Here is a 21211-nt window from a genome sequence, read left to right as displayed (position 1 = left end):
TTCAGGTCCCGCCGTTTTGCATGAGATGCGCCGCCAGCCGCGCGCGGCGATCTTCCGGCTCCAGCAGCACGCAGGTGTCGCAGAAACTGCCCCCTTCCGTCTTGAAGTAGAGACAGCAGCCGCAACGGATCCGATACTGGCGCGACAGCTGAGCGCCGCTTGCCGGATCGAGAGCCGCGATCTGCTCGTAGCAGAGCTCCTCTGAGTAGAGCCGCGAACCCGGTCGTTTGACGATCGCCAGCGCCTCGGCCATGCCGCGCGCCTCGTCGCCGATCGCGCGGCCGATTTCCAGGAACGCGCCGGCCAGGGCATCAGCCGCGAGCCGCCATTGCGCCCCGCTCGACAGCCCTGCTCGCGCTTTCAGAACCGCAACGACGGGTGCCAGATGGGCGATGAAGCCCGGTTCGAATGCGCTGACGCCTTCGCCACCCTGGCGCTCCGTCGCCGGCGGATGCAGGCGAAAATGATAGCGCTTGCCCGCGACTTCGACGCCACGGTGAAGCCGCGTCCAATCCTCGAAACGAATGCCGGCCACCTCCGCCTGCAACCCGGCGCCGAGATGGAACGCGCCAAGGACCACGCTCAGCTGGCGGCTATAGAAGGCGATCAGATGCGCCGCCCGGATCCGGTCGGCCATGCCGACCCCGAAGAAATCCTGATAGGCGAGCCCCGCCTCAAGGCCAGCGCTGCCCGCAGCCCAGAAGTCGCCCGGCGCGCTGAAATCACTGGCCGCCGGCCCGAGCGAGACGGCAGCCTCGGGAAACTGGGCACGCAGATGGTCGGCGACGGCCAGCGCCTGCGGCGCAAACGCCGCGGTCTCCGCTGTCGGCCGGTGGTCGTTCAAGCGCATGCCGTCTCCGTCGTCCATTCTCATCCTCTGGCGCGGGATGCGGGCGGATTACCACACGCGCCTTCCCCCTCCTGCAGCCAGCCACCGTCGAAGCCCGCCCGCTCAAGGCCGAGACGGATCGCCGGCATGCTGCGCATCAGCGCCCAGCTAAGGCCGCTTTGCCAGTTCTCGATCATCATGACAACGATGCCCTGGTCAAGACCGACGACACGCGCATCGATCCAGCCCTCCGGGCCTGCGCCGGCGGCCAGGCTCGGGTTAAAGCCGCCGGGAAAGCGCCCTTCGCTCAAAAGTCCCGGATAACTGTCTGCCATATGCACGAGGGAGGCCCGCGCCGCGTCCGGCTCGAACGGCAGGCAGGCGAGCGGCGCCCAGGGCACGAGCGTGCCGTCATCAAGGCCGTAGGGTGCGCCGCGGTTCACATAGCCGAAAAGCCGCTGCTGGCGCCCATCCGCAAGCCGCAGCCGGCCGCGCGGCGCATGGCAGGCGCTCAGGCCCCACAGGTCCTCGCCATATCCGGCGAAACCGCCGGGATTGGAGCGCGCATGGTCCCGCTGCAAGGCGATGGCGCGTCGGGTATTCTCGAAATAATCCGTCCCCCGCTCCCGCATCGTCCGGTCGGAAAGCCCGCGCAGATCGAGCCAGGCCTGCGGAAAGAGATGGATGAAGAGTGGCGCCGCATGCAGATGCGGCCGGCCGTCGACGGGAATCCAGTCATGGCCCTCGGCAAAGGCCGCATAGTGCTCCGGTTCGATCGAATGGTCGGGCGCGCCGAGTGCCAGCACATAGAGCAGCAGCGCTTCGCTGTAACCCCGCCAGCGATGCTTCAAGAACCGCCCCGGCGGCCGCCAGCCCATCGTCAGCGTGTCGGCCCGATTGAGCGCCCAGCGCCAGTCCACCCGCGCATAGAGCCGATCGGCAAGCGCGCGGATCTCGCATTCGTCCGCATCCCTACCGGAAAAATATGCAGAGGCGGTCAGGCAGCCGGCGATCAGCAGCGCCGTATCGACGGTCGAAAGCTCGCTCTGCCAGGTGCGCTCGCCGGTCCGCATGTCGAGGAAGTGATGGTAGAAGCCGCGATAGCCGGTCGCCTGCCGGTGGCGGGACTGCGGGCTTTGGACAAGGAAGCGCAGGGTCGTCACCACCCGCCGCGCGGCATCGCTGCGCGAGAGCCAGCCGCGCTCGACGCCGATCGGATAGCAGGAAAGGCCGAAGCCGGTCGCAGCGATGCTCGCCGGCGCGCCCGGCAACGCGGTGTCGGCGATCAGTCCGGTGACCGGATCCGAATGTTCGAGGAAATACCCGAACGCCGCCTGCTGCAATCGATCGATCTGAAATCGCTCAGTATTTTCCGTACGCTGCGGCATTTCGCCTTTCCTGTCCGACATCCGGCCTCATGCAGGACCCGGCAAAATCACTCTTTAGTGAAGGCCAACTACACCCAAACGGTCGCCGAAATCCAATCTTGTGTTACAGTCTTCTAATCTGACCGCGCGCAATGACTGGTTGAAGCGATGTTGAGCGTGTTGGCGTTACTCCTTTCATTGAGTGGTGGCCCGAGCCCATCGACCGCCGAGGCGACGAATGTCGACGTCGAACTGATCCTGGCGGTCGACATGTCCGGCTCGATGGATCTCGACGAGGCCCGCATCCAGAGGGCCGGCTATGTCGAGGCACTCCGGCATCGCGACTTCCTTGATGCGGTCGAAAGCGGCCAGCTGGGCAAGATCGCCATCGGCTATTTCGAATGGGCCGGAACGGTGAACGAGTCCTCCGTTGTCGCCTGGAAGGTCATCGACAATGCCGCCGACGCCGACGCCTTCGCCAAGCTGATCGAAGCGCGGCCGGTCGGCACACGCCGCGGCACCTCCATCTCCAACGCCATCACCTATGGCACGGCGCTGATCGATTCCAACGCGTTCAGCGGCGTGCGAAGGGTCATCGACATCTCCGGCGACGGGCCGAACAACATCGGCCCGCCGGTGCTTCCAGCCCGCGAGATCGCGATCACGCGCGGCATCACCATCAACGGGCTTGCCATCCTCATCCGCCCGTCGGTTTCGACCGGCCCGCTTGACCAATATTATGCCGAATGTGTCATCGGCGGCCCCGGCTCCTTCGTGCTGCCGGTGCACGAGCCCGAAGATTTCTCCATCGCGATCCGCCAGAAACTGGTGCTCGAAGTCAGCGGCCTGCCACCACCGCCGACCATACGCTATGTCGATGCCTTCCCGGCGCCCGATTGCCTGATCGGCGAGAAATTGCGACCGGGCTTCCTCGACCGGGTCTATCCGGAGCTCGACAAGTAGCCTCGCTCGACCTGACGATGCCCCCGCAACCTTTGCGCGTCAGATTGTCGTTTCCCTTCGCTTCGTCCGACGATAAGATGGCGCGTTGCTTCGCGGATCGATTCATGTCCTTGACCACCACGCCCCATCAGGCCGAACTGGCCACAGACCCGACCACCGACACCGGCAGTCAGCACATCCGCGATACATTGCGCGATGCGATCGTCGAGCGGCGGCTTGCGCCTGGCACGAAGCTTTCGGAAAGCGACGTCGGCGAACTCTTCAACGTCAGCCGAACGCTGGTGCGCGCCGCCCTGCAGGCGCTGTCCTATGAGGGCCTCGTCAACGTCGAGAAGAACCGCGGCGCCTTCGTTGCGCACCCTTCGATCGACGAGGCGCGCCAGATCTTTGCGACCCGCCGGCTGATCGAACCCGGCGTCGTGCGCGCCGCCGCCGCCCAGATCGGCAAGGCGGAGCTTTCCGAACTCAGGCGCATGCTGGCAGCCGAGCGCCAACTGACCGAACAGCGCGGTCAATCGGCCCGTCGTGCGGAAATCAAGGCATCGGGCGATTTCCACCTGGCGCTTGCCGACCTCTCGGGCAACACCATTCTGCGCCGCTTCATGGACGAGCTCGTCGCCCGCTCCTCGCTGGTCATCGCGCTTTACGGACAATCGACCGTTTCGAGCTGCGGCCACAGCGAACACGACGAGATCGTCAACGCGATCGAGCGTGGCGACATCGACGCGGCCGCGCGGCTGATGATCCACCACATCGACCATATCGAAGCCGACCTCGACCTGCGCGTTCTGAAGTCGACCGACCTCAAGGCAGCGCTGGAACTCTAGTGCCGCCACCTGCGCCGGGCCTGGATTTTCAAAACTTTTCAACACCGGTCCGAGCTCGATGGAGCTCCCCGCCGCACCTCCCTTCGTCCGCCGTCGGCAAAAGCGACGCAACCAAAAGATCAGGTTCGCAAAGCCGGAGAGAACTCGCCTGCCGTCAGCGCGAATAAAATCGGTCGACAACATGGAACCATCCCGCTGCTCTCGCGTTGCCCTCTCGCTCGAAAAGACTGTGAACGAGGAATGCAATGAGCGAGAAACTCTTTCCCACTCCCATCCCCCTGAAACTTTCGGCACGACGGCAGACCGTGGTCAGAACGGTGTTCGAAGCCGTGGAACTGCTCAGGCAGTGGCCGGGCCGTCGTGGCCGGGAATATCGCGCAGCCCTCAGACGCTGCCTGGATGCGCTGGATGGATTGACGAGTACGGACCGGGCGAGCCGCTGCTTTGCCGCAGCCGCCCGGGAATCGGGCCTGTTGCTGGCCTGATCCGGGCGACCGGGATGATCCGGAACCGCAAAGGTGATCCGGGATATCAAGGGCTCGGAGTTTGAAGCTTTCACGATGCGCCGAAGGACGATCGGCGCATCGCCCCGACCGAAAGCACCTCAGCTGCGATCAGCAAGATTTCATGCCACGCGCGGCGATCAGTCGGCGAGTTCGGCCGCTTCCTTCGGTCCACGGTCGGCAAGCGCCTTGAGCGCCGCCTTGTCGAGCCGCCAGTCCGGCGCGCCGTAACCGAGCGGCCACTTGTACGGCTCCTTGTCGTTGAAGAAGACGACGGTCGTCAGAAGCGGGAAGGCCTGGCGGTAGGTCTGCTGATCCAGGATTTCGGCATACCATGCACGCTTGTAATCGGCCGAGCCGGAGACCCCGAGTTCGGCAACGATCACGGGCTTGCCGTAACGCGAAACGCGCTGGTACTTTTCCTTGAGCGCTTCGCCGAAGCGACGCTCGCGGCCCCAATAGTCGACGTCCATCTTCTGCAGGCCCCAGACCGGGATGCCGATCGCATCGACGACATCGTCGCCCGGATAATAGGCCGCGAGATTGCGATGGCCCTTCGGCGACCAGACGTAGCGGGCGGCCGGCGCGAGTTCCCGGCACTTGCTGACGAAGTAGCGGAACGCCGTCTTGTAGCCTTCGCTGTCGCGCCGCGCCCAGGGATAGCGCTCGCCGGGCTCTTCCATCTCATGGCCCCAGCGAATGTAGACCGGCCCGCGGAAGTCGGCGGCGCGCGTGCAAATATCGGTAATCTCGCGATCGAAGCGGCCCTTGCCGATATCGGCAAACAGCCGGTTGCCGCCGGCGCGCCAGTCGGCGGCATGGGTATAGGGCTCGACCGAAAGCATCAGCGCCCGCCCCTGTCGCGCGGCATTTGCGAACTTCCGTTTCAGCTGCGCCCGATCCGGCTTCTGCCAGTAGACGAAGACATGCTCGAGTGTCAGCGCGTCGCTGGATGCGACCGCATCATGCGGATCGTAAACACCGATTTCGACCGTGCGTGTTTCCCGCTCCCTTGCCTCAGGCGTGATGGCGGCGGTCGTCAGCGACCGGTCGATACCATCTACGGGATCCTGCGCGCGGCCCGGCGTGACACCGGCAACCGCCAGAAGCGCCAGCGCGCCAGCACCGAGGACCGATCTTGGGACAGCAATAGGCAACGATTTTCTCCGGCGTGCCACATCTGGCACCGCATAAAACCAGACATGGCTTGCTGCGCGCTGGAAGCCGGTGCGATCGCGAGGCCGTGGGCGTCATGCCCGGATGGCAAAAAGGCCGCCGCCAAGGCTGGCAACCGCCCCGTCTCCATGATCGATTGCGCCTGCCTTCCCGAACGCGACAGACTGTTAGAGCGAGGCTCTGAGGAAACAGTGCGACGTGCGCCCGAAGCCGCTCGGCGAGCAGATATAGGGCGCGCGGCCGAGGTAGGTTGCCGTGCGCCTGCGCGTCGGTGCCGGCTCGACGATGTCTTCATCCGCCTCGGCGATCTTCAGCTGCTTCTCTTCCTTGCGGACCTTGATCGAAGGGCTCGCATAGGCACTCGAATGGCCCGATGCAAACAGCGGCGTTTCGCTGACGACCGTCGACGAGCAGCCGGCGGACAGAAGCAGGAGGCTTAGAACTGATGTCGTCGGTACGAGAAACTTGAAACCCGAAACGGCGGTGCGGCCTACGCCGGCACATGCGGTTTTGATTCGCATAAACGTCCTTTCGAATAGCGGTCCAGCCGCCTGGGGCTTCCTTTGGGCGAAAAGGCGGCGATCTTCAACCCCCTTTTTCATTATTCATTGCTTAAATTAACAATTCCTTTCTTAGAGATTCCGCCATGGTTGTGCCGCCGCTTTCGCCCTGCGCTGGCGAACATCGACGCCATGCGGACGGCGGACGCAGGCATCGGCGCGGGCTATGAGCGAAACAAATACGGAAAAGCAAAGGCTTGCCGGGCCCCCTGTATCACGGCATCGGCGAACGGCGACCCGTCTCTGCCGCTTCCGCGCCACCACGCCCGGTGGCAATATCCGGCCGATGCTACGGCTGATGTCCCCGGACAAAAAAATCGACCCCACCCACCGGTTCTCCGCTGGAATCCGGACGGCGGCGGCTGGCGGGGACGACGGGCCGCTGCCATTCGCTATTTTTAGCTATCGCGCATTTACGGATCCTTGACCTCTGCCGGCCACCTTGGAGCGAGGCGCAACATGTTTGAGCGTATGCGCCCACTCCAAAACTGCCCGCCTCCCGCGGGCATTTTTTTGCGCGCACGGTAGCCCTGCGAGCACCAGCCGCCCGGTATTCCCAGAAACGACGCCTTCCCCCGCGCGCCGCTTCATCCCGCCCCATCCTCGACGCCCATTGCACGGGCTGAGGCCTTCCAACGTCTGGCCTCGCCTTGCCGATGGGACATGCGAACTGCGCGCCGGCCAGCCGCGATCGGCTGCTCGCCAGCGCGTTTACCACACTGCGAAAGTCCCATTGCGCGAATTTAAGGAGTTGTTAATAATAGAAAGCGGAGAGCGAGGGGCAATCCAAATTGGATCAAGATACAGGTGCCGACATCGTCGGAGCCGCCGGCATCGCTGGCGCGCGCATAACCATCATTGTTTCTGCACTCGGCGCCGGGGGTACCGAGCACGTCGTCAGTCTCGTTGCCAGCCACTGGGCCCGCCTCGGCTGCACGTCACGGTCATTACACTCGAAGCGCCGACCTCCGAACCCTATTACAGGCTCGATCCGCGCGTCACCATCGAGCGGCTCGACGTGCCGGTTCAGAAGGCTGGCAAGCTGCGGGCCGCCTGGCTGGTGGCAAGGCGGCTCTACCGACTGCGCTCGACGATCAGCCGCACCCGTCCCGACTTCGTGCTGAGCTTCCTGACGCGCACGAACGTGTTGACGCTGCTCGCAACACGAGGCCTCAGGCTCCCGGTGATCGTGTCCGAGCGCAACAACCCGGCGGTGCAGCCCTTCGGCCCCTTCTGGAAATGGCTGCAGCTTCGTCTCTACCCGCGCGCCTTTGCGCTGGTGACGATGACCAAGGCGCGCTGGACTATTTCCCGCCGAATNATCGTGTCCGAGCGCAACAACCCGGCGGTGCAGCCCTTCGGCCCCTTCTGGAAATGGCTGCAGCTTCGTCTCTACCCGCGCGCCTTTGCGCTGGTGACGATGACCAAGGGCGCGCTGGACTATTTCCCGCCGAATGTTCGCCGCTCCAGCCGGGTGATCGCCAATGCGATCAATCTGCCCGACGGCTGGCAAAAGAAGCGCGGCAACAATGTGCTCACCGCCGTCGGGCGCCTGACTGAGCAAAAAGGCTTCGATCTGCTGCTCGAAGCCTTCGCCAAGGTGGCCAGTGACCACCCCGAATGGAAGCTCGTCATCTGGGGCGAAGGCGAGGCGAGAAAAGCGCTGGAAGCCCAGCGCAATGCGCTCGGATTGGCCGACCGGGTGGAAATGCCCGGCGTCACCGCGAAACCCGGCCTCTGGGTCGAAACCGCCGACCTCTTCGTCCTGTCATCCCGCTACGAAGGCTGGGGCATCGCCCTGCTTGAAGCGATGGCCGCAGGCCTCCCCGTCGTCTCCTTCGCCTGCGAATGGGGCCCGACCGACATGATTGCCAACGGCGACGACGGCATCCTCGTCGAAAACGGCGACATCAACGCCCTGGCCGAAGCCCTCTCCAACCTGATGGGCGACGAGACCCTGCGCGCCCGTCTCGCGGCCAACGCCGAAGCCAATGTCCGACGCTACGACGCCGAACATATCCTCTCCCAATGGGACGCCGTGGCGCTCTCGGCACTGGAAAACTCGAGCACCCCGAGGGCCACGATGAAGCCCCGGGCCATCCCCGCTTCCGGCTAAGGATCTGGCCGCGTTGGCGGAGACAACTGCGAACGTGGCCTCGGAAAGGGTATGTCCTGTCAAACCGGTCGCGACAGGCGAGCGCTTTGTAGACCAATGCTGGTCAGCGTGCCGCCATAGTTGAAGACCCGGTAGATGCCGGCGCCGAAGCTGCCGCCGGAGGAGACGGAAACGTTGAGCGTGCCGTCGAGCACCAGGTTGCCACCGACATCGACAAGATCGTTGAGCGCGCCACCGGCGACATTGGCCTGGCCGAATTCGAAATCGACGATGGAAGCGGCAGCGAGCGACAGATTGCCATTGATCGTCAACGTTCCCGGGCTGTTGCCGAGCGCCAGCGTGCCGCGTCGTTCACGACGACGCTGCCGCCGATCGTGCCGTTGCCGCCGAGCACGGCGCCAGAACCAACCGTCGTCAGTCCGGTTGCAATCGACTGGTTGCCGTTGACCAGCAGCTTGCCGGCATCGACGTTCGTGGCACCCGAATAGCTGTTGCGCCGGAGAGGATCCGTCGCTCACGATCCTTGCATGAGGTGACGTGCAATCTGCACCAGCGCTGCATCGCTGCCGTCTGACCCCTTTGTTCGTTTTCCCGCCTCCAGCCAGCAAACGTTCATGACCGCCAGAATGTCGTCATCCGACTGGACCACGCCTGCCGCGTCAAAGTCTCTTCGAATGATCGCAAGAATGTCGCTGCGTTCGACCTCCAGCGCCGCCATCGCAAGACCATCCGAGTAGGTCTTGGCATTTTCGCCGGCAAGGGCCAGTTTCTCCGCCGCCCAAAAGCCAACCAGCTTGTTGCGACGTACGATTCGCACCATTTCCGCGCCCGGACCAGCCATCGAAATTCTCCATTGCCGCCTGGCCGGCCATCCTAGCAGAAACCACGAGGAAGAGGGTTGGATTATCCGACGTTGGCGGAACATGCCGTGCGCAATTTCGCGTCGTGCAAAGTCGCTGGAAGTGTCCCCAACCTGCGCGCACATCAAATCTGGGCAAAAATCAGCCAGAAAACCTAGAAAACTCAATGTTCGCAAGTGACTGGTGGGCCCGGAGGGACTCGAACCCCCAACCAAGCGGTTATGAGCCGCCGGCTCTAACCATTGAGCTACAGGCCCACTCTGGATCCGCTCCTGTCCTTAAACCGTAACGGTCCAGGGATAAGACACGGGGCAGCAACTTTAAGTGCTACGGTGGCCTTTGCGCTTCTGAACGAGGCGTGGCACCGTCGTGATCCAGGCCCGCGAACCAATGGCAGTTTGCGGGTGGCCAAGGCTCTAGCGGAAAACCTTTTTGCGGACAAGCCATTGCCGCAATGCTCACACAATCGATAGCCAAGAAGACGCTTGGGACGGAACAACCGGAGAGACATTGAAGATGATTTCCACACGCACTGCCCGCACGCTTTCGATCGCCGCCTTCGCTGCGGCTTTTGCTGGCGTTGCCGCCGCTCAGGCGCAGGAGACGGACAAGGACAAGGCCACCATCGTCGTTGCCGGCGAAGGCCGCGCGACGACCGCGCCGGACATGGCAGTCCTGCAGCTGAGCGTCGTCAAGGATGGCAAGACCGCGCGTGAAGCGCTGGACGCCAACAACAAGACCATGGCCGAAGTGCTGAAGGCGCTGAAGGACGGCGGCATTGCCGATCGCGACCTGCAGACGAGCGGCTTCATGCTCAACCCGCAATACAGCTACCCGACCAACACCGACGGCAGCAACCGCGCGCCGGAGTTGATCGGCTACCAGGTGACGAACGGCGTCAGCGTCCGCGTTCGCGATCTCGCCAAGCTCGGCGAAGTGATCGACAAGTCGGTTTCGCTCGGCGTCAACCAGGGTGGCGGCGTACAGTTCACCAACGACAAGCCGGAAGCCGTGATCACCGAAGCGCGCAAGGCAGCCGTTGCCGATGCCGTTGAGAAGGCCAAGGTGCTGGCCGAAGCGGCCGGCGTCTCGGTCGGCAAGATCGTCAACATCTCCGAGCAGGGCTTCCGCCCCGAGCCGGTGCCGATGATGCGCGCCGGCATGGCCAAGGAATATGCCGCCGACGCCGTTCCGGTCGCAACCGGCGAAAACAGCTACAACGTGACGGTCAACGTGACCTTCGAAATCAAGCAGTAAGGCTTGTCAGCAACGCCCGCGGCCAAGCGCGGGCGTTCAGCGATCGAACGCCCCTGGTGCCAAGGATGGGTGCCGGGGGCTTTTCTTTTGGGCGCTGGTGCTCGCGATGCACTCGACTAAGACCGGGCCCGGCGCTGAACGCCGTCCGACCTCCAGGCTTAAATTTGCCGGCACCTGCTTTGACATCGCTTCCCGCGCGCGATTTGCTGCCGCCCCTAGCCCTTCGGCATCGCCCGCGACCGCTCCGCGATCTCCGCCTGGCGTCGCCCTCGCCTCCACGTCCTCGTCATCTTCGCCGCTAAAGCGGACCTCCAGCCACATCGCATGGATCGTTGGTCCCGAGTGTTCGGTCGAGGAGATCCTTGGCAGGTATTCCGGGCGATGGCTGACACATGGGCTGGATCTGGTCTGAAGAAGATCAGCCGATGCCTAGGCCGCAGATGTCCGCGATGGAATTGCGCCGCGCGTTCATTCGTCTGGCAATGCTAGAGGGCAAACCGGCCGGAACCTTGCCGTCGGTTCGGCAACTACGGTGCCTGACACGACGATCGCCCGAGCGGACGATTCGCACGTGTGGACCGCGCTGTCGGCCTGATCCACTTCGCTTCGTTCACGCGTCCCGACCAGGACTGCGCGCAACCGGCGCCCCTTGGTCGCTGCGGCGTCAAACAAAAAGCCCCCCATGCCTTGGCATGAGGGGCCATTCTTCCGCCGGCCGGGGGAGACGAGGCGGGAAGATTGCTTAGGTGTTACCAGCGGCCGATCGTCGGGCAGCCGCGGGCGTTCGCAAACACGATCGTCTGGCGTTGGCCGTGGCGACGGCCTTCGACGACGACGCGGCGCGAAGAGACGTCGGCGACATAGGCGCGGCGGAGTCCACGATCGCGGGCCTTGTCGACGGCCATCCAGGGCGCGCAACGGCCGCGGCGGTCACGGTCCCAGTGGCGGTCACGGCCGCGACCCCAGTCGCGCTCGTCACCGTAGCCGCCGTCGTAGTCGCGATACTGGACATCGACGCCACCGCGCGGGCCGAAACCGAATTCGATCGATTCCGCCGAAGCGGTGGAGGCGGCACCCAGCAGGCCGGTAAGTCCGATGACGGCGGCGGCAGCGGCGTTAAAAAGGCGGTTCTTCATAAGATCTCTCCAAGCTTGAAGGGTTCGAGGGGCAATCACCGTCCCAAGCGATTGATCAGAGAATAGGGTCGCCAAGCTGAACGACAGCGGAACCCGATGTTCATGGGACGTTCAGATTGCCAGAACGTGATGACCACACGCGCGTGGAGGAGACTTTCGTGCAAGTCACAGTCGATAAGGCATTGCTTATAAACAAGTATTTCGAAGGGCTTTGACCGCGGCCAAGGCGCTGGGACGCGCCTTCGCCTGCGCTTGGACAAGCGGCGAATCAGCCGCCGTCATCGGCGTGCCAGAGGTGATTCGCGCCCGTATTTTCCCGATCAAGACATGATCGGTCATCCGGCGGTCAGTAAGAAAACTTGAAAATGAAGGGGCGCGACCGTCAGGAGCGGTCGGCTACGCGTCGCTCAGCCGGCAAGCGCCCGCTCAAAGACGCGAATATTGCGATAATGGCTGAGGCGGGTGATGGCGCCGTCCTCGATCTCGAAGACGAGCACGCTGGGAATGGAGTAGCTCTGGCCAGTCGCAGGGGGAAAGCCTTCCATGGTCTCGCGGTAGGTGCCCCGTACCGTCAAATCGGCGGCCACGCGCTGGCCGAAGGCATCGCGCATCAGTACCACGTCTCCGAACTGCTCGTCGAATCGGCGCAGATAGTTCATCAGCCAGGCGCGCAAGGGGCCGACGCCGACGGTGCGTTGACCGGTCAGCGAATCGAGTTCGATGTCCTCATGCACGAGCCGCGCCAGCGCCTCGAAATCCCGCTGGTTCAGCGCCTCGATAAAGCCGCTGGCAATCGTCTGTGCATCGGTCATTCCGGTTCCTCCCTAGCCTCGAAGGCCGGTTCCCAAGCCCTTGCTCTCGCCCCTTTATCTAGAACCCTTGCGCCGCCGTTCAATCGTCGGCGCCGGCCAATCAGGCGGAAAGATGCAGGACGATCTCGCGGCGATGCGGGCGGTCGCGATGCTCGAAGAGGTAGAGCCCCTGCCAGGTGCCGGTGAGCATCCGGCCACCACTGACGGGAATGCCGAGCGATACCGGCGTCAACGCCGCCTTGATATGTGCCGGCATATCGTCGGGGCCTTCCTGGGTGTGCACGATCCAGCGCATGGAGGGATCCGAGGACGGCGGCACGAGGCGGCGGAAAAAGGCGTCCAGATCGCGCTTCACGTCCGGGTCGGCGTTTTCCTGGATGAGAAGCGAACAGGAGGTGTGCCGCACGAAGACCGTGAGCAGCCCCTCGCCTGCCGCGTTGGCGCGCACGAAGGCCGCCGCCTCGTCGGTAAATTCATAGAGCCCCTGGCCATGGGTGGCGATGGTGATGCGCGTTTGCGGCATGAAGGCCTCCGGCAGGCGGTCGCATCCGCCCGAGAGGCGGTGCGACCCGTTGATATGCCCAATGCTTTTATCCCCGGACCGTTCCCGGTCCAAGGCGATCTGCCGCAATCCGTCGCGGTGGCGTGCCTACATCTCCAGGAAGGTCTCGAAGCCGCCATAGATCATGCGCTTGCCGTCGAACACCTGCTTCCAGGCATCGCCCTGCAGCCGCGGATCGGCCATGACCTTGGCAACGATCGCGTCGCGCTCGGCGCGGGATTTGTAGGTGATCCAGGAGAACACCACCGTCTCATCGTCCTTGGCCTGCACCGAGCGGGGAAAGGACGTCACTTCGCCATAGGGCGCGTCATCCGCCAGGCATTCGGTGTAGGCGAGCGCGCCGTGCTCCATCCACACCGCACCCGCCGCCTTCGCCATCGCCTTGTAGGCCTCGATATTCGCCTTCGGCACGGCAACGATAAAGCCATCCACATAGGTCATCGACATAGTCTCCTCTGTTCGTTCTACGAGCATAGGACGCAGGACGGCCAAGAGTTCCGACATCGGGACGGAATTTTCTTTCAAGTGCGGCGCTGCTTTTGTCGGAACCGCGCTTCCCCGTTCGTCCTTGGCCGGTAGCATCCAAATCGGGAGACACCCATGCAGAAGATCACGCCGTTTCTCTGGTTCGACGATCAGCTGGAGGACGCCATCGCTTTCTACACCGCCATTTTCCGCAACAGCCGCATCACCGACGTGAAGCGGGGCCCCGACGGCAGGGCCTTTACCGCGTCCTTCGAGATCGAGGGGCAGCACTTCATGGGGCTCAACGGCGGGCCGCATTTCAAGTTCAGCGAGGCCGTGTCGTTCTTCCTACGCTGCTCCGACCAGGCGGAAGTCGACTACTTCTGGGAAAGGCTCTTGGACGGCGGCACGCCGCAGCATTGCGGCTGGCTGAAGGACAGGTTCGGTCTTTCCTGGCAGATCATCCCGGACGCCCTGATGCGTCACCTCGGCGATCCTGATCCGGCGCGTGCGGCCCGCGCCCAGCAGGCGATGATGGGCATGGTGAAGATCGATGTCGCGGAACTTGATCGCGCAGCCGCTGGTTAAGCGGAAGAACGGTCCCCTGGCGCCGGCTCAACCGGGCTGCGGCGTCAGCTGCCGCAGCCTCTGAGCTGCTTGCTGTAGACCTGGGCCATGCCGGCCGCCCGCTTGGCGCCGTTCTTGGCCGTATCGCTCCAGTTGCCTCGGGAATAGCCGCCGTGGCCATGGTAATAGGCGATGTAGAGCCTGTAGGCGTCGTTGAGGGCGATGCCGTTCCGCTGGGCACTTTCGCGATGGTACCAGGCGATGAAGCGGATCGCGTCGCCGAAGTCCGAACGCCGCGCTGCCCAGCGGCCGGTCTCGCTCTGATAGCGCGCCCAGGTGCCGTCGAGCGCCTGGGAATAGCCGTATGCTGTCGAAGCGCGCGTCCAGGGGATGAAGCCGAAAAGCTTGGTGCGTGGCGGACGGGCATTATGGCGGAAGCCGGATTCGGTGTAGATCGTCGCCATCAGGATCGGCACGGGCACGCCGTATTCACGCTGGGCGCTATAGGCTTCCCGGCGCCAATTGTTGAAAAGGCCATCTTGCTGCTCGAAAACCGCGCAGGCATTCCGGGTGTCTCTCGGCACCGTTCCGCAGCCGGCCAGCAACAGGAGGACGACGACAAATACGCAACGCATCGCAGAACCTCTTGCTTCCCCGCAGCACGGCGATTGCGCGCAAGGCAATGCCGCGGGAAAAATGCTCGAACACCACGGGCCGCCCGTCGGGGCCGCGGCGCTCCAGAGATTGATAAAACGTAAACCTTAAGGATCTCTTTTGATTCAAAGGAGAACCATCGAAGGCCCGGCCATTGAACTTTCGCCACCGGAGGTTTTACGATCCACGGGAGACATGCAGCGCCAGCCATAGGGCGCAAAGGAGCGTATCGATGAAAATATCCGCCTTGATGGTGCTCGCCTTCACGGGCTTGTTCGCCGCGACTGGCCTTGCGCGCGCCGACGAATGCGCCGATGCGAGCGACCAGGCGACGATGAATGTCTGCGCCGACAAGGCGCTGAAGGCCTCCGACGCCGAACTGAACGCCCTTTACAAGCAAATCCAGGGACGCCTGAAGGACGATGCCGACAAGACGAAGCTGCTGGTTGCCGCGCAAAGGGCCTGGATCGCCTATCGCGATGCCGAATGCGATTTCGCAAGCTCGGGCGTTGCCGGCGGCTCGGCCCAGCCGATGATCACGCTTGAATGCCGCGACGATCGCACACAGAAGCGCGTCGCCGACTTCAAGACCTATCTGAGCTGTGAGGAGGGCGATCTCAGTTGCGTCCTGCCGCCGGCAAACTGATCCGGAAAAGAGCGACGGTCACGGCGCTCGTAGCGGCGCTTCTCTGCCACGCCGGCAGCAACGCCGGGGCGGCAGATATCGACGCGCTTTATCGCAGTGACGCGATCGTCACCGGCACGGGTGAGGCCAACCGTGCTATCGGTTTTCGCGAATGCCTGCGTGAAGTGCTCGTCAAACTATCCGGCGATCCGATGATCACAGAGGCGCCTCGGTTTGCTGCAGCGGAGGCCAAGGCCGGCAGCTTCGTCTCGACCTTCTCCTACCGCGATCGCCTCGAAGGCATCCCGATCCATGACGAACAGGGCACGCACGACCGCCCGCATGACCTCACCTGCCGGTATCACCCGGCAACGCTGGACCCGCTTCTCGCAGAACTCGGCCGCAAGCCATGGCTCTCCCCTCGCCCGGCGATCGCCGTATGGCTGGCGGTCAAGGACCAGAAGCGCCGCTTCGTGCTGACACGCGACAGCAGTGAAAGTCCCTATATGGCGGATTCGCTTGAGGCAGCTGCAAAGCCGCTGGCGCTTTCGACCGTGCTGCCGGATGCGGCGACCGTAACCGCCCGGAAACCCGCGCTCGACACCCTGCCGCAAGCGGATCCGGCGCAGCTCTTTTCACCCGTGACACAAACCGACGGCGACGTGCGGCTCATCGGCACGCTCGTCTGGTCCGACGCCGCCCGTGGCTGGATCGCCCAATGGCAGATGGACGCGGGCGGCAAGCGTTACCGTTGGCAGTTGAGCGGCATCAGCTTTGACGACGCCTTTCGCAACGCCATGCGCGGCGCGGCCCGCATCCTCTCGGGAAACGGTGCGCCGTGAACGAGGCATCTGGCGTTGTGGCCGCGATTATCCTCACGGCCGCAACACCGGCTGTTCATCCAAGCGAGGCAATCAGTTCGCGATAGGCAGCCTCAGGGAAGGCTTTCAGCGTCGTCGAGCGCACATTGCCGGCCATGCCAAGCGTGAGCGCGAAGCGTGCGGCCACCGCATCGTCAGGCGCTTCGACGATGGCCACCATGTCGTAGTCACCCATGGTCAGGAAGAAATGCTTGAAGGAGCCGCCCATCTCGCCGAGCACATTCCGTGCGAGGTCGAGCCTCTTCGGGGAATCACGCACATTCTTGACGCCCTGCTCGGTCCAGTTGAGGAGCATGACATACGTCGTCATCTGACACCTCCACGGGGGCACGCTTCACGCCCGCGGTGCGATTGCTCCCGCGTACAAGACGGGGTGCCCCAGATTACTGCGAAGGGGCGACTATACTCCCCGGCGAAAGCGCCCACAATAAATCGCATGGGTGAGGCGGAAACGAAAAAGCCGGGCACGTGGCCCGGCTTTCGATCTTTCCATGTACCCGACTTTAGCTGTCGAGGAAGCTTCTGAGCTTCCTGGAGCGGCTCGGATGCTTGAGCTTGCGGAGCGCCTTCGCCTCGATCTGACGGATACGTTCGCGGGTAACCGAGAACTGCTGGCCGACTTCTTCGAGCGTGTGGTCGGTGTTCATGCCGATGCCGAAGCGCATGCGCAGAACGCGCTCTTCGCGCGGCGTCAGCGAGGCGAGAACGCGGGTGGTTGTCTCGCGCAGGTTCGCCTGGATGGCGGCGTCGATCGGCAGCAGTGCGTTCTTGTCCTCGATGAAATCGCCGAGGTGCGAATCCTCTTCGTCACCGACAGGCGTTTCGAGCGAGATCGGCTCCTTGGCGATCTTCAGGACCTTGCGGACCTTTTCGAGCGGCATGGCGAGCTTTTCGGCCAGTTCTTCCGGCGTCGGCTCGCGGCCGATCTCGTGCAGCATCTGGCGCGAGGTGCGGACGATCTTGTTGATCGTCTCGATCATGTGCACCGGGATGCGGATCGTGCGGGCCTGGTCGGCGATCGACCGGGTGATCGCCTGACGGATCCACCAGGTGGCATAGGTCGAGAACTTGTAACCGCGGCGGTATTCGAACTTGTCGACCGCCTTCATCAGGCCGATGTTGCCTTCCTGGATGAGATCGAGGAACTGCAGGCCGCGGTTGGTGTACTTCTTGGCGATGGAAATGACGAGGCGCAGGTTCGCTTCGACCATTTCCTTCTTGGCGATACGCGCTTCGCGCTCGCCCTTCTGCACCATCGAAACGATGCGGCGGAACTCGGCGATCGAGATGCCGGTTTCCGTGGCCAGATTCTGGATCTCCTGGCGGATGTCGCGGATCGTCTGGTTTTCGCTCTTGGCGAATTCCTTCCAGCCCTTGCCGGCCAGGTTGCTGATCGACTTCATCCAGTTCGGATCAAGTTCGGCGCCCGAATACTGCTCCAGGAACGAGTCGCGCTTGACGCCGTAGGATTCTGCGAGACGCAGCAGGCGGCCTTCGTTCTGCATCAGGCGCTTGGAGATGTCGTAGAGCTGCTCGACCAGGCTGTCGACGCGGTTCTGGTTGAGCGACAGCGACTTGACCGCCTTGATCAGCTCGTCCTTGAGTTCCTTGTAGCGGCGCTCCTGGGCGGGCGACAGCGTGCCGGTGGCAGCAAGGCGGGCTTCCACCTGCTGGTCCTGCAGCTTGCGCAGCTTCTTGTAGGTCTCCGCGATGATGTCGAGGGTTTCCATGACCTGCGGGCGCAGTTCCGCTTCCATGGCGGCGAGCGAGAGGTTCGACTCGTCGTCGTCTTCCTCTTCCTCCTCGGCCGGCATGACGTCGCCGCCGACATTGGTGATGTCGTCGTCGTTGGCAGGCGAGCGAACCTTGCGGGTCTTTTCCTTTTCCTCGGCAGCCTTGCGGTCGGCCTCGATCTTTTCCGGGCTCTGGAACTGCGGAGCAGCCTTGGCCTCGGGACCGGAATAGGTGGTCTCGAGATCGATGATCTCGCGCAGAAGCGTCTGGCCTTCATTCAGTTCGTCGCGCCAGATAATCAGCGCCTGGAAGGTCAGCGGGCTCTCACAGAGACCGGCGATCATTGTCTCGCGGCCAGCCTCGATGCGCTTGGCAATCGCGATTTCGCCTTCGCGCGACAGAAGCTCGACCGAACCCATTTCGCGCAGGTACATGCGAACCGGGTCGTCAGTGCGATCGGTCGGTTCCTTCTTCTTGCTGGTCGCAAGCGAAGTACCGCTGGAAGGGGCCAGTTCGCCGCCTTCGCTTTCGTTATCGTCGTCGCTGGCCTCATCGTCGCCGCCGCCGGCAGCTTCTTCGGCTTCCTCGTCCTCGATCACGTTGATGCCCATGTCGGACAGCATTGCCATCGTGTCTTCGATCTGTTCGGAGGTGACTTCCTCGGACGGAAGGACCGAGTTCAACTCGTCCATCGTCACGTAGCCGCGCTTCTTGGCGGCCTTGATCATCTTCTTGACAGCGTCATCGGAAAGATCGAGAAGCGGGCCGTCCGGAGCGCCTTCGCGTTCTACGTCAGCTTCTTCGTTTTCTTTGACTTTGGTTGCCATTTAGTTCGTCGCTTTCCTTGTCGCAACCGGCGTGAGCCCGGTGCCAATGCCGCTCGAAGGTCCGGGTGCGCCGCGCACCCGCCACCGAATCATTTCCCCTGACGTAACGGGATGATGTTTAATTCCTGTTTAACCACGAGTGTACTCGTGGCAAAGCGGACAAGCTCCGACAGTCCTGCCACTGAAACGTCTCTGGCATGATTCCCTAACCGCCGTGTCATCTCGCCATTTCTTATTCGGAAATGGTGATTCCCAGAATTTTCGATCCCGTCAAGCATTTCCGCTGAAAAACCGGATGATTCGATAAAAATCACCGTTCCTGTCGCTTTTTGGGGTTTATCAGCTTCCGCTGAAGATGTAGGCGCTGCCCGCCAAAAGACAAGGGTAGCAACAATTTAATCGGCAAGGTCTCGTTGTGCCATATGCGCACGCGCAACCAGGACTGAATTTTTCGGTCCGGTGCTAAACCGATCGGCCGTCGTATTTGACGACTTTCACCGCCTCGATATCGAACTCCGGCAGGCAGCGCAGGTTGATCGCCGCCATCTTCCCATGCGGCCCGTCGCCCTCACCGAATGGCGCGATTCCGCAGGTGTCGCAGAACCGGTGCTGGATCACATGCTTGTTGAAGACATAGGTCGAGAGGTCCGCTTCCGGCGTCGTCAGCGTCAGCTTGTCGCGGGCAACGAAGGCGAGCAGTCCGCCGCGACGACGGCAGAGCGAGCAATTGCAGTCGATCGCTTCGCCAAATTCCCCTTCCACCTCGAAGGCGATCTTGCCGCAATGACAGCTTCCCTCATAACGCATGCATGCATCTCCTCTACTTCCCGGTGCGACGACGTCGCCACTGCCATCAAGATAGAGCCTCCCTGCCCTCAAGCAAGCGCAGGCGGCAGCCAGGCATGTGCACGCAAAACGATTCCCGAAGGAGCCCATTGTCGAGGAAAAATCGCAAGATTATTCCGGCTTTTTGCTTGCGCTTGACCTGATCGCGCAGGACCTTCGCACCGAAACGGAGGCTCGAATGCTCATCAAGGAAACCGACGCCATGCGGGTGTTATCGATCGGTCGGCGGCTCACCATTCCAGACGTCAAGACGGAGAGCGCCATACTGGCGCCTCTCATCGAGGCGGAGATGGAACGTGCAGGCATGATGCCCGCAGGCCCCTGGATCTTCATCGCGAACGATCTACCGAAAAACGCCAAGACGCCGTTCGACTGGCGCATCTGCCGCCCGGTCACGGGCGGCAAGGATTATCGCGGCGCGCTCGATCTGATCGAACTGGAGCCGATCATGGTGGCGTCCACGCTGCACCAGGGTCCGATGCGCAGCCTTTTCACCCAGGGTTACGCGCCGCTGGTCGCAAAGATCGAGATGTCCAGGCACAATTTCTCCGGCGAGAGCCGCGAGATTTACCACCGCTGGGCGGGCCAGGGCGCCCGCTATCACGAGATCGAGATCCAGTTCGGCCTCGCCAACTGAGCCGCCGACCCTCAAGGGGTACGCCGGCCCTTGCGGCCCTACCAGTCCATGACGACCTTTCCGGAATTGCCGGAGCGCATGGCCTGAAAGCCGTCGCGGAACTCGTCGATCTTGATGCGGTGGGTGATGACGGGGGCAAGGTCGAGCCCGCCCTGCACGAAGGCGATCATCTTGTACCAGGTCTCGAACATCTCGCGGCCATAGATGCCCTTGAGGTTGAGCATCTTGAAGATGACCTTGTTCCAGTCGATCTCGAAGCCGGCCGGTGCGATGCCGAGAATGGCGATCTTGCCGCCATTGTTCATCTTGTCGATCATGTCGCGGAAGGCAGGGGCCGCTCCCGACATTTCCAGCCCGACGTCAAAACCTTCGGTCATGCCGATCGCCTTCATCACGTCGGCAAGGTTTTCCTTCGAGGCATCGACGACATGGTCGATGCCGACGCTTTTGGCGAGCGCGAGCCGCGTCGGGTTGATGTCGGTGATCACCACCTTGCGCGCGCCGGAGCGCTTGGCAACCAGCGCCCCCATGATGCCGATCGGACCGGCGCCGGTCACAAGCACGTCCTCGCCGACGAGATCGAAGGAGAGTGCTGTGTGCACCGCATTGCCGAACGGATCGAAGATCGCCGCGATCTCGTCGGGCACATCCTCTGGGATCGGCACGACGTTATACTCCGGCAGGCAGACGAACTCGCCGAACGAGCCCGGCCGGTTGACGCCGACGCCGAGCGTGTTGCGGCACAGATGCCCGCGGCCGGCCCGGCAGTTGCGGCACTTGCCGCAGACGATGTGGCCCTCGCCGGAGACGCGCTCGCCGACATGGTATTTGGTGACGGCCGATCCGACCTCGGCGATCTCGCCCATGAACTCGTGACCAACGACCATCGGCACCGGAATGGTTTTTTGGGCCCACTGGTCCCAGTTCCAGATGTGCACGTCGGTGCCGCAGATCGCCGATTTCTTCACCTTGATCAGCACGTCGTTCGGGCCGATCTCCGGCACCGG

Annotated in this window: 24 protein-coding genes, 1 tRNA gene and 2 pseudogenes; 11 read left to right on the top strand and 16 right to left on the bottom strand. The window is 63.1% G+C overall.

Annotated elements, in window-relative coordinates; translation table 11 throughout:
• Position 1: 1 nt before the first annotated feature.
• Together ASD01_RS00130 and ASD01_RS00125 are read right to left on the bottom strand one after the other, a co-directional pair.
• Complete coding sequence (locus ASD01_RS00130; RefSeq protein WP_244495180.1) at positions 2 to 868, bottom strand: ferric iron reductase; 867 nt, start codon at positions 866 to 868, stop codon at positions 2 to 4.
• 2 nt (positions 869 to 870) lie between these two features.
• Entirely contained in the window at positions 871 to 2217 is a 1347-nt protein-coding gene (locus ASD01_RS00125; RefSeq protein WP_060528742.1) for a glucoamylase family protein, read from the bottom strand.
• Positions 2218 to 2364: 147 nt separating this feature from the next.
• Between ASD01_RS00125 and ASD01_RS00120 the strand changes: the two genes are divergently transcribed.
• The 3 genes from ASD01_RS00120 to ASD01_RS00110 all read left to right on the top strand — a co-directional run bounded on the left by ASD01_RS00120 (position 2365) and on the right by ASD01_RS00110 (position 4471).
• A complete protein-coding gene (locus ASD01_RS00120) occupies positions 2365 to 3159 on the top strand; it encodes a DUF1194 domain-containing protein (RefSeq protein ID WP_034791962.1) in 795 nt (264 codons plus the stop codon).
• A 104-nt stretch (positions 3160 to 3263) separates the two neighbouring features.
• Complete coding sequence (locus tag ASD01_RS00115; RefSeq protein ID WP_051659285.1) at positions 3264 to 3986, top strand: GntR family transcriptional regulator; 723 nt, start codon at positions 3264 to 3266, stop codon at positions 3984 to 3986.
• 245 nt (positions 3987 to 4231) lie between these two features.
• Positions 4232 to 4471: a DUF982 domain-containing protein gene (locus ASD01_RS00110; RefSeq protein WP_034791960.1), complete on the top strand. Its 240-nt coding sequence runs from the start codon at positions 4232 to 4234 to the stop codon at positions 4469 to 4471.
• Positions 4472 to 4629: 158 nt separating this feature from the next.
• Here ASD01_RS00110 and ASD01_RS00105 read toward each other — a convergent pair whose 3' ends face one another.
• Complete coding sequence (locus tag ASD01_RS00105; protein WP_051659238.1) at positions 4630 to 5646, bottom strand: glycoside hydrolase family 26 protein; 1017 nt, start codon at positions 5644 to 5646, stop codon at positions 4630 to 4632.
• A 186-nt stretch (positions 5647 to 5832) separates the two neighbouring features.
• Positions 5833 to 6186, bottom strand: coding sequence for a hypothetical protein (locus ASD01_RS00100; RefSeq protein WP_034791958.1), 354 nt, complete (start codon positions 6184 to 6186; stop codon positions 5833 to 5835).
• Between the two features lie 42 nt (positions 6187 to 6228).
• Here ASD01_RS00100 and ASD01_RS35230 point away from each other — a divergent pair, with 42 nt between their 5' ends.
• The 3 genes and pseudogenes from ASD01_RS35230 to ASD01_RS34250 all read left to right on the top strand — a co-directional run.
• A complete protein-coding gene (locus ASD01_RS35230) occupies positions 6229 to 6627 on the top strand; it encodes a hypothetical protein (protein WP_143106220.1) in 399 nt (132 codons plus the stop codon).
• Positions 6628 to 7016: 389 nt separating this feature from the next.
• A pseudogene (locus tag ASD01_RS36400) lies at positions 7017 to 7545 on the top strand (glycosyltransferase); the annotation flags it as partial.
• Between the two features lies 1 nt (position 7546).
• Positions 7547 to 8341, top strand: a 795-nt coding sequence (locus ASD01_RS34250) for a glycosyltransferase family 4 protein (RefSeq protein ID WP_156623607.1), incomplete at its 5' end; no start/stop codon positions are given.
• Between the two features lie 74 nt (positions 8342 to 8415).
• Here the strand turns inward: ASD01_RS34250 and ASD01_RS37485 are convergent.
• From ASD01_RS37485 to ASD01_RS00080, 3 genes and pseudogenes are all read right to left on the bottom strand, one after another.
• Positions 8416 to 8834, bottom strand: a pseudogene (locus tag ASD01_RS37485) (hypothetical protein); the annotation flags it as partial.
• Between the two features lie 21 nt (positions 8835 to 8855).
• Positions 8856 to 9182: an ATPase inhibitor subunit zeta gene (locus ASD01_RS35920; RefSeq protein WP_034803424.1), complete on the bottom strand. Its 327-nt coding sequence runs from the start codon at positions 9180 to 9182 to the stop codon at positions 8856 to 8858.
• A 200-nt stretch (positions 9183 to 9382) separates the two neighbouring features.
• Positions 9383 to 9458: transfer RNA gene (locus tag ASD01_RS00080), tRNA-Ile, on the bottom strand.
• Between the two features lie 259 nt (positions 9459 to 9717).
• Between ASD01_RS00080 and ASD01_RS00075 the strand changes: the two genes are divergently transcribed.
• Positions 9718 to 10458 (top strand): SIMPL domain-containing protein, encoded by a 741-nt coding sequence (locus tag ASD01_RS00075; RefSeq protein WP_034803426.1) that lies wholly within the window; start codon positions 9718 to 9720, stop codon positions 10456 to 10458.
• A 749-nt stretch (positions 10459 to 11207) separates the two neighbouring features.
• On the opposite strand, the gene ASD01_RS00065 is transcribed toward ASD01_RS00075, so the two are convergent.
• From ASD01_RS00065 to ASD01_RS00050, 4 genes are all read right to left on the bottom strand, one after another.
• Positions 11208 to 11594 carry a hypothetical protein gene (locus ASD01_RS00065; RefSeq protein WP_034803430.1) on the bottom strand — a complete coding sequence of 129 codons (387 nt, stop codon included), beginning with the start codon at positions 11592 to 11594 and terminating at the stop codon, positions 11208 to 11210.
• 407 nt (positions 11595 to 12001) lie between these two features.
• On the bottom strand, positions 12002 to 12406 hold the full coding sequence (locus ASD01_RS00060) for a ketosteroid isomerase-related protein (RefSeq protein ID WP_034803432.1): 405 nt from the start codon (positions 12404 to 12406) through the stop codon (positions 12002 to 12004).
• Between the two features lie 100 nt (positions 12407 to 12506).
• The gene (locus ASD01_RS00055) at positions 12507 to 12929 is read right to left on the bottom strand and encodes a secondary thiamine-phosphate synthase enzyme YjbQ (RefSeq protein WP_034803443.1); all 423 of its coding nucleotides are present in this window, start codon (positions 12927 to 12929) and stop codon (positions 12507 to 12509) included.
• A gap of 126 nt (positions 12930 to 13055) precedes the next feature.
• Positions 13056 to 13409, bottom strand: coding sequence for a DUF1428 domain-containing protein (locus ASD01_RS00050; RefSeq protein WP_034803445.1), 354 nt, complete (start codon positions 13407 to 13409; stop codon positions 13056 to 13058).
• A 159-nt stretch (positions 13410 to 13568) separates the two neighbouring features.
• Between ASD01_RS00050 and ASD01_RS00045 the strand changes: the two genes are divergently transcribed.
• The gene (locus ASD01_RS00045) at positions 13569 to 14021 is read left to right on the top strand and encodes a VOC family protein (protein WP_034803434.1); all 453 of its coding nucleotides are present in this window, start codon (positions 13569 to 13571) and stop codon (positions 14019 to 14021) included.
• A 44-nt stretch (positions 14022 to 14065) separates the two neighbouring features.
• Here the strand turns inward: ASD01_RS00045 and ASD01_RS00040 are convergent, their stop codons facing one another.
• Positions 14066 to 14635: a transglycosylase SLT domain-containing protein gene (locus tag ASD01_RS00040; protein ID WP_034803436.1), complete on the bottom strand. Its 570-nt coding sequence runs from the start codon at positions 14633 to 14635 to the stop codon at positions 14066 to 14068.
• Between the two features lie 251 nt (positions 14636 to 14886).
• Between ASD01_RS00040 and ASD01_RS00035 the strand changes: the two genes are divergently transcribed.
• On the top strand, positions 14887 to 15300 hold the full coding sequence (locus tag ASD01_RS00035; protein WP_082572739.1) for a lysozyme inhibitor LprI family protein: 414 nt from the start codon (positions 14887 to 14889) through the stop codon (positions 15298 to 15300).
• Complete coding sequence (locus tag ASD01_RS00030; RefSeq protein WP_051659655.1) at positions 15276 to 16121, top strand: DUF2066 domain-containing protein; 846 nt, start codon at positions 15276 to 15278, stop codon at positions 16119 to 16121. Before ASD01_RS00035 ends, ASD01_RS00030 begins: the two co-directional genes overlap by 25 nt.
• A gap of 55 nt (positions 16122 to 16176) precedes the next feature.
• Here ASD01_RS00030 and ASD01_RS00025 read toward each other — a convergent pair whose 3' ends face one another.
• From ASD01_RS00025 to ASD01_RS00015, 3 genes are all read right to left on the bottom strand, one after another.
• A complete protein-coding gene (locus tag ASD01_RS00025) occupies positions 16177 to 16470 on the bottom strand; it encodes a GYD domain-containing protein (protein ID WP_034803438.1) in 294 nt (97 codons plus the stop codon).
• A 193-nt stretch (positions 16471 to 16663) separates the two neighbouring features.
• Positions 16664 to 18721: an RNA polymerase sigma factor RpoD gene (gene rpoD / locus ASD01_RS00020; RefSeq protein ID WP_034803439.1), complete on the bottom strand. Its 2058-nt coding sequence runs from the start codon at positions 18719 to 18721 to the stop codon at positions 16664 to 16666.
• 462 nt (positions 18722 to 19183) lie between these two features.
• On the bottom strand, positions 19184 to 19528 hold the full coding sequence (locus ASD01_RS00015; RefSeq protein WP_034803441.1) for a GFA family protein: 345 nt from the start codon (positions 19526 to 19528) through the stop codon (positions 19184 to 19186).
• A 217-nt stretch (positions 19529 to 19745) separates the two neighbouring features.
• On the opposite strand from ASD01_RS00015, the gene ASD01_RS00010 reads away from it, so the two are divergent.
• Complete coding sequence (locus ASD01_RS00010; protein WP_034803450.1) at positions 19746 to 20204, top strand: hypothetical protein; 459 nt, start codon at positions 19746 to 19748, stop codon at positions 20202 to 20204.
• Between the two features lie 38 nt (positions 20205 to 20242).
• On the opposite strand, the gene tdh is transcribed toward ASD01_RS00010, so the two are convergent.
• Positions 20243 to 21211, bottom strand: a 969-nt coding sequence (gene tdh / locus ASD01_RS00005; protein ID WP_060643510.1) for an L-threonine 3-dehydrogenase, incomplete at its 5' end; no start/stop codon positions are given.

It is taken from the genome of Ensifer sp. Root423 (assembly GCF_001426275.1).
In the GTDB taxonomy this organism is placed as follows: domain Bacteria; phylum Pseudomonadota; class Alphaproteobacteria; order Rhizobiales; family Rhizobiaceae; genus Ensifer; species Ensifer adhaerens.
The sequence above is the reverse complement of the archived record's forward strand: the minus strand, read 5'-3'. Positions and strand labels throughout refer to the sequence as shown.